The following is a 6,819-nucleotide window of genomic DNA, read 5'->3' as shown; positions in this document are numbered from 1 at the left end:
GCCCCTGGCCGCCCGGCGCCGCCGAGGCCCCGCCCTCCCCGGACGTGGAGCGCTCGGTGGTCTGGTGCCGCTCCGCGGACGGCACGCGGGTCCCGGTGACCGTGTTCACCGCCGCGGGCCGCGACCACGCCGCGCACGGCAGCGGGCTGATCCCCGAGCCGACCCTCCTGCACGCCTACGGCGGCTTCGGACGCCCGCGCCAGTTCGGGTTCAGCGCGACCGTGCTGGCCTGGCTGCTCTCGGGCGGCCGGTACGCCGTCGCCCACGTGCGCGGCGGCGGGGACGCGGGCCGCGACTGGCACCTGGCCGGTTCGGGCCGCGGCAAGCCGCGCGCCGTGGAGGACCTGGTGGCAGCGGCGGCGGCCCTGGTCGGGGCGGGGATGTGCACCCGCGAACAGCTGTGCCTGTCGGGCGGCTCGGCGGGCGGGCTGCTCGTCCTGGCCGCCGCGGCCGCGCGCCCTGACCTGTGCGGGGCGGTGATCGCCTCCGCGCCGCTGGCGGACATGGCCCGGTTCGAGCGGATGGGACTGGGCCGGATGTGGACCCGCGAGTTCGGCACAGCCGCCGACCCCGACGACTTCGCCGCCCTGATGTCCTACTCCCCCTACCACCGGGTGCTGGAGAGCGCCGGGGACGGGCCCGGACGGCGATTCCCCGGCGTCCTGCTCACCGGCTTCCACGGTGACACCCGCACCGACGCCGCCCACCCGCGCAAGATGTGCGCGGCGCTGCTGGCGGCGGCCGCGCGGGAGGAGGGGCGCCCGCCCGTCCTGCTCCGGTACGAGCGCGACGTGGGCCACGGCCCGCGCGCGGTCAGCCGGGCGGTGGGACTGGCCGCCGACGCGCACGCGTTCGCGGCCCACCGGACGGGGCTGTCGCCGCGCTGAGCGCGGAAGGCGGCCCTGGCAAGAGAAACGGCACACAGAAAGCGAGGTGTGGTGCGTATGGACCCGATCGAGGTCGAGACCGAGGACCTGGCCGAGGTGACCTCCCGCGACATCACCGCGGGCGGCGACAGCGACGGCACCGACTCCAGTTCCGACTTCATCTGATCGCGTCCCGCCCGGCCCGGTCCCCCCGGGTCGGGCGGGGCCCGGCCCCCGCGCACGGAGAGGACACCCCCTCATGACCGATCCCGGCCACCTGTTCACCCGGACCCTGAGCGACGTCGTGGGAGGGGAGGCCCTCACCGAGCGCCTGTCCGAGGAGTTCTTCTTCGCCGACCTGGGCGCGGACGCGGTGCGTTCGCTGCTGACCTTCGACGACCTCAACGGCCTGCTGGCCGCCTGCTCCCCCGAGCCGCCCAGGCTGCGCCTGCACAGGGACGGGTCCCCGGTCCCCGCCGACCGCTACACCGAGGCGGCGACCTCCTCGCGCAGCGCGCGGCGGGTGGTGCGGCCCGAGGCGCTGTACCGGGAACTGCGGGAGGGGGCGAGCCTGGTCCTGGACAGTGTGGACCGGATGCACCCCCCGGTGGGCGCGGCGGCCGACGACCTCATGCGGCTGGTGCGCGAGCGCGCGCAGGCAAACCTGTACCTGATCTGGGGCGGCTCACGCGGCTTCGACACCCACTGGGACGACCACGACACGGTGATCGTCCAGGTGGAGGGGACCAAGCACTGGCAGGTGCACGGCCCGGGGTCGCGCCCGTACCCGATGAAGAACGACGTGGACCACGCGCACACGCCGCCGCGCGACGCCGACGGCGAACTGCACCTGGTGTGGGAGGGCGTGCTGCGGCCGGGCCAGGTCATCCACGTGCCGCGCGGCTGGTGGCACACGGTGACCGGGACCGGCGGGGTGAGCATGCACCTGACCTTCGGCTTCACCCGGGCGACCGGGGTGGAGTGGGCGGACGCGCTGGTGCGGCGGCTGTTCGAGGAGGAGGTGTTCCGCAGGGACCTGCCGCGCTTCGCCGACCCGGACGTGCGGCGCAAGCACCAGAGGGCGCTGGCGGCCCGGACGGCGGAGCTGGCCGAGGAGCTGGACCTGGACGGCTTCCTGGCCGAGCGGGACGCGCGCTTCCCGCGCCGGACCTCGTTCTCGCTGCCGTGGCCGGTGGAGGAGGGGGCGCCTCCCCCGCACGCGCGGGTGGAGTTCGTGCCGATCCTGCCGCCGCCGCTGTCGCACGACGGCGAGAGGGTGGCCGTGACGGTGGGCGGGCGCCGGTACCGCTTCCCGGCCGTGGTCGGACCGGTCCTGGAGGCGCTGGCCGAGTACCGGGAGCTGACCGTGGCCGAACTGGCCGAGCGCGCGGGCGCGGAGGTCGAGCGGACGGCGGAGGTCGTGTCCGCGCTGTCGCGGCACCACCTGGTGGTGGTGCAGTAGCCGTCCACAGGCGCGTGAAGGGCCTGGCGGCTCCGGCCAGCGCGCGCCTACCGTAGTAGTAAGGGGGGTCCCCGGCCCGTCCCGCTTCGCGCTGCCCGCCCCCCCGGGGGGCGACCGGCACCGCTCAGGGCAGACGCGCCAGCAGGTGGGCGTCCAGGAAGCCCCGCTCGGAGGCCGGGTCGTGGAGCAGCCGGGCGAACACGGCCAGTCCGGCCCCGGTCAGCAGCTCCGCGAACCGGTCCACCGGCCAACTGTAGGCGGGCGCCACCTTGTGGTCGAAGCGGACCGGCTCCGGCCCCTCGGTCGCGAAGAACGAGACCAGGATCAGGCCCCCCGGCGCCAGCACGCGCACCTGCTCGGCGAGCAGCGCGGGCAGTTCACCGGGCGGGGTGTGGATCATCGAGTAGTGGGCCAGCACACCGCCGAGCGCGCCGTCCCCGACCGGCAGGGTCTCCATCCGCCCCTGGTCGAACCGCAGCGCCGGACGGGTCCGCCGAGCGTGCTCGACCATGCCCGGGGAGAGGTCGAACCCGCGGGCGTCCAGCCCCAGCTCGCACAGCATGGCCGTCAGGTGCCCGGGCCCGCAGCCGACGTCGGCCGCCCACGGGTTCCCCGTCGCGCGTACCAGCTCGGCGAAGGTGCCGATCATGTTGCGTGAGAACGGCTGCGTCTCCAGCCGGTCGGCGAACATCGACGCGTACAGCTCCACGACCCCGTCGTAGGCCGCCCCGGTCCGTTCCTGGTGCTCTGTCACGGCACAGCAAGCTAGCACCCGCGACCGCATCCCGTACCGTTTCGAGACTTTTTCGACGGGTACGGGTGGCTCCACGCCCGCGACGCGTGACAGTGGCGGGCCGCCAGGCCGACGGAACCGAGGGAGAGCACGCACGAGCATGGCACCAGAACGAGTCTGCGCCCCGGACGCTCACCGCCCCCTGCCCCGTGCCCTCTCCCGCCGCGGAACGCAGCGCGGACCAAGCACCCCTTCAGACGGACGCCCCCTCCCGTGTCCGGCCGGTGGCGGGGGCGTTCGCCCCGGACACGGTCCGCGCCCGTAGGACTGGGAGCCGCGAACCGTTGGGTTCATCCCCGTGCGCGGGACCGACCCGGCCGTTTCCGTGCTGGCGGAACGCACGACGCCGCAACCCTTTGTGACGCGCCAACTCCGAAGAGAAGCCAAGACAGAGAGTCGAAGGTAGAGAAGTGAACTCCCCGCAGACGGCGCTCAGCACCGACTACCAGACCATGATGGCCTACACCCAGGGCATGTGGACGAGCCAGATCGTGCGCACCGTGGCGGCGCTCTCGCTCCCCGAACACCTGGAGGAAGGACCCAGGAGCGCGGGGGAGGTCGCCGACGCCGCCTCCACCGACCCGGAGGCGATGTTCCGGCTTCTGCGCGTGTGCGTGGCCCTGGGCCTGGTGTCCTTCGACCCGGCCACCGAACGGTTCTCCGCGACGGACCTGCTCGCCACGCTGCGGCGCGGCGCCCCCGGCACCCTCGCCAACTGGTCCATGGTCCAGACCATGCCCGGGCACTGGAGGAGCTGGGCCGAGGCCACCGACGCGGTCCGTGCCGGGAGCACCCGCTCCGCCCAGGCACTGGGGTCCCCGCTCTTCGACTACTTCGCGGACAACCCCGAGGAGGGTGCGCTGTTCTCGGACGCGATGACCGACCTCACCGGTCCCGTCGCCCCCGAGGCCGCCGCGGTGATCGACACCTCCGGAGCTCCGACCATCGTCGACGTCGGCGGGGCCAACGGGACCTTCGTTCACGAGTTCCTCAGGCGCGATCCCGAGGCCCGGGGGGTCGTCCTGGACCTGCCGGGCACGTCCGCGGGAGCGCGCGCCGAGGCCGAAGGCGCCGGTCTGCTCGACCGGCTGACCGTGGTCGGCGGTGACTTCTTCGAGGCCGTTCCGCCGGGTGACCTGTACCTTCTCAAGTTCGTCCTGCACGACTGGCAGGACGACGACTGCGTGCGGATCCTGGAGAACTGTCGCAAGGCCATGGCGCCCGGGGGCCGGGTGTGCATCGTGGAGATGGTCGTGGGGCCTGTCGAGGACCCCGGCCTGGACGCCGCTCTCATGGACATGAACATGCTCGTCATCACCGAGGGCAAGGAACGGGACATGGCCGGGTTCGACGCCCTGTTGGCCAGGGCGGGGCTGCGGAGAGCGAAGCAGACGGCGATCTCGCGGCCCTACTCGGTCATCGAAGCCGTGGCCGCGGACTAGCGACCGGTTCTGTTCGTCCTGTCGGTGGCCGCACCGCGTCGCGGCCGCCGCACGGACGGCGCCGGAGCGGCCGCCAGAGCCGCTCCGGCGGCCGTACCCGCTGCTCTCCGCGCCCGCGGGGCCTTCCTACTCCCCCTGGGCGCGCTGGCGCTCCACGTAGACCTCGATGCCGTCCAGGATCCGGCGGACGGAGAAGTCCAGGTCCTCCCCCGGCCCGCCCGCGCCCTCCTGCGGGGTGCCGGAGGCCCCCTCCAGGACCCCTTCACGGAGCAGCCGGTCGATGGTGGGGAACGCCTCCGCGGTGACGACCCGGCGCAGGCCCCTGCTGTAGTCGCGGCCGGTGTCGGCCATCGTGCCGCCCGCCGCCCGGGTCGCGCGGCTGATGTCCAGCTCGATGCGGATCGTCTCGCGCTGGACGGCGGAGAGCATCGTCAGTATCTGGAGCGACCAGCCGATGTCCAGGCCGGACCGGGAGACCTCGCGCAGTCCCGCCTCCATCCAGCGCAGTCCGCTGGGTCCGCTGGGCGGCCCCTTCAGGGTGAGGTAGACCGTCCACGGGTGGCGGCGGTACATGGCCGCAGCCGCGCGGACCCACTCCTCCACACCGGTCCGCCAGTCCCCGTCCTCCCGCGGCGGGGGCGGATCGCCGTCCATGGCCGCGTCGCTCATGAGGACGAGCATGTCCTCCTTGCTGTCCACGTACCGGTACAGCGACATCGTGGTGTAGCCCAGCTCCTTGGCCACCCGCTGCATGGACACGGCCTCCAGGCCCTCGGCGTCGGCGAGGGCGACCGCCGCAGCCACCACCGCCTCCCGGCTGAGCCGGGGCTTGGGCCCCCTCCGCGGTTCGGGCTGGCGCAGCCCCCACAGGAGCTCGACATCCCGCTCCATCCGGCTCGTCCCCTGGTGCTCGGCCGTCATACCCCACCCGTCGTCGGCTGCGTCTTCGGCACCATCCTAGATCTGTGTGTTATTTACACCAATAAATGTACAGCATAAACAGTTTATGAAGCACACTGCCAGGCCCCACACGACCCCGGCCATCAGCGCCGAGGGATCGCGCAAGAGCTGCGGCGCCGCCCCGCATGGGGCTGGAGGGGCGCGCGAGTCCGCCTCCGTCGCATCTTGCATCGCCCACGTCACAACGCAGATGCAAGGGAGACGGCACCGGTGACCTATACCACCCCCGGTGCGCACCCGGACAAAAACACCTGGACCTGCATCTTCTGCCCGCGTTTCGGTTAGGGGATAATCCGATGATCATTGCGGGACACACATTCGTTAGGGTAGCCTCACTTAAGAGGCGCAGATGTACTCGTCCCCCGAAGGTCACTGCACTCACACGACCCCCGGACATGACGACATCGTGCGACGAAGGGCAGGTTCAGCGGTGACACCAGACCCGCTCGACGCGTTCCGCGACGCCTGTGCGCCGCTGAAGTTCGCGCCCCTGCCCGAACTGCTCTCCTTCGAGGAGCTCTCCGCCGTTCCACGCGGCCGCGTGCGCTGGCACCAGGCGGGCGCCATGGCCGCGGACGGCTGGCTGCCGGTCCTGTACGACCGCCTCCGCAGCGAGCACGGCCCCGACCACCGCCTCCCCGCCGCCACGAACTTCCTGCGGGTGACCCTGCGCGAGCCCATCTTCCTGGTCTCGGCCTCGCTGTACCTGACCGGGCGGGCCCCGCTGCTGAGCCCGGACACCCTCTACCTGCCCTGGGACTCGGGACTGGCGCGTTTCGGCACGCCCGCCTCGGTCGGCACCCGCACGGCGGTCCTGCCGGACGACCCCGCCGTCGGCCGCCCCGGCACCGTGGTCGCCGAGGACGAGGACGCCCAGTTGCGGATGGCCGGGGAGGCCCTGTTCGCCACGTTCGAGCCGATCATCGACGCCCTGCACGGGCACACGCGCTCGGGCAAGCGCACCCTGTGGGGCTGGGTCCTCGACACCCTGCACTTCTACATGCTCAACCCGGCCCGCTACCTGGGCCGCGACCCCGAACAGGCCTGGGATCTGGCAACCCGCCTGGGCGACGCGGTGGTCGCGGCGGGCGCGGTGACCCGCAGGCGCCCGCGCCTGTTCCCCTTCGCGCCCGACCACCCCCGCGGGACCTGGGCGGTGCGGGGCACCTGCTGTTTCGACTACAAGGGCGACCCGGAGCACGGGTACTGCACCACGTGCCCGCTCAAGTGCGACGGCGAGCGCCAGCAGGACCTGTCGGAGTGGCTGCGCGACCCGGCGCTGGCCCCCTGAGCCCT

At 73.1% G+C, this 6,819-nt stretch carries 6 protein-coding genes; 4 read left to right on the top strand and 2 right to left on the bottom strand.

The window, feature by feature from the left end:
• The coding region (locus tag ABD54_RS12630; protein WP_047869659.1) for a prolyl oligopeptidase family serine peptidase at positions 1-887 on the top strand (887 nt) is incomplete at its 5' end.
• A 238-nt stretch (positions 888-1,125) separates the two neighbouring features.
• Positions 1,126-2,328 (top strand): JmjC domain-containing protein, encoded by a 1,203-nt coding sequence (locus ABD54_RS12625; RefSeq protein ID WP_047869658.1) that lies wholly within the window; start codon positions 1,126-1,128, stop codon positions 2,326-2,328.
• Positions 2,329-2,452: 124 nt separating this feature from the next.
• Here the strand turns inward: ABD54_RS12625 and ABD54_RS12620 are convergent, their stop codons facing one another.
• Complete coding sequence (locus tag ABD54_RS12620) at positions 2,453-3,082, bottom strand: class I SAM-dependent methyltransferase (RefSeq protein WP_047869657.1); 630 nt, start codon at positions 3,080-3,082, stop codon at positions 2,453-2,455.
• 449 nt (positions 3,083-3,531) lie between these two features.
• Here ABD54_RS12620 and ABD54_RS12615 point away from each other — a divergent pair, with 449 nt between their 5' ends.
• Positions 3,532-4,563: a methyltransferase gene (locus ABD54_RS12615; protein ID WP_053063579.1), complete on the top strand. Its 1,032-nt coding sequence runs from the start codon at positions 3,532-3,534 to the stop codon at positions 4,561-4,563.
• Between the two features lie 126 nt (positions 4,564-4,689).
• Here ABD54_RS12615 and ABD54_RS12610 read toward each other — a convergent pair whose 3' ends face one another.
• Positions 4,690-5,484, bottom strand: a complete 795-nt coding sequence (locus ABD54_RS12610) for a TetR/AcrR family transcriptional regulator (RefSeq protein ID WP_047869656.1) — start codon at positions 5,482-5,484, stop codon at positions 4,690-4,692.
• A 469-nt stretch (positions 5,485-5,953) separates the two neighbouring features.
• Between ABD54_RS12610 and ABD54_RS12605 the strand changes: the two genes are divergently transcribed.
• A complete protein-coding gene (locus tag ABD54_RS12605; protein WP_047869655.1) occupies positions 5,954-6,814 on the top strand; it encodes a (2Fe-2S)-binding protein in 861 nt (286 codons plus the stop codon).
• Positions 6,815-6,819: the final 5 nt, after the last annotated feature.

This window comes from Nocardiopsis sp. RV163, from assembly GCF_001029525.1.
GTDB lineage: Bacteria > Actinomycetota > Actinomycetes > Streptosporangiales > Streptosporangiaceae > Nocardiopsis > Nocardiopsis dassonvillei.
The sequence above is the reverse complement of the archived record's forward strand: the minus strand, read 5'-3'. Positions and strand labels throughout refer to the sequence as shown.

Coding starts and splice junctions, on each gene's coding strand:
- ABD54_RS12625 (WP_047869658.1), top strand. CDS start 1,126: ATGACCGATCCCGGCCACCTGTTCACCCGGACCCTGAGCGACGTCGTG.
- ABD54_RS12610 (WP_047869656.1), bottom strand. CDS start 5,484: ATGACGGCCGAGCACCAGGGGACGAGCCGGATGGAGCGGGATGTCGAG.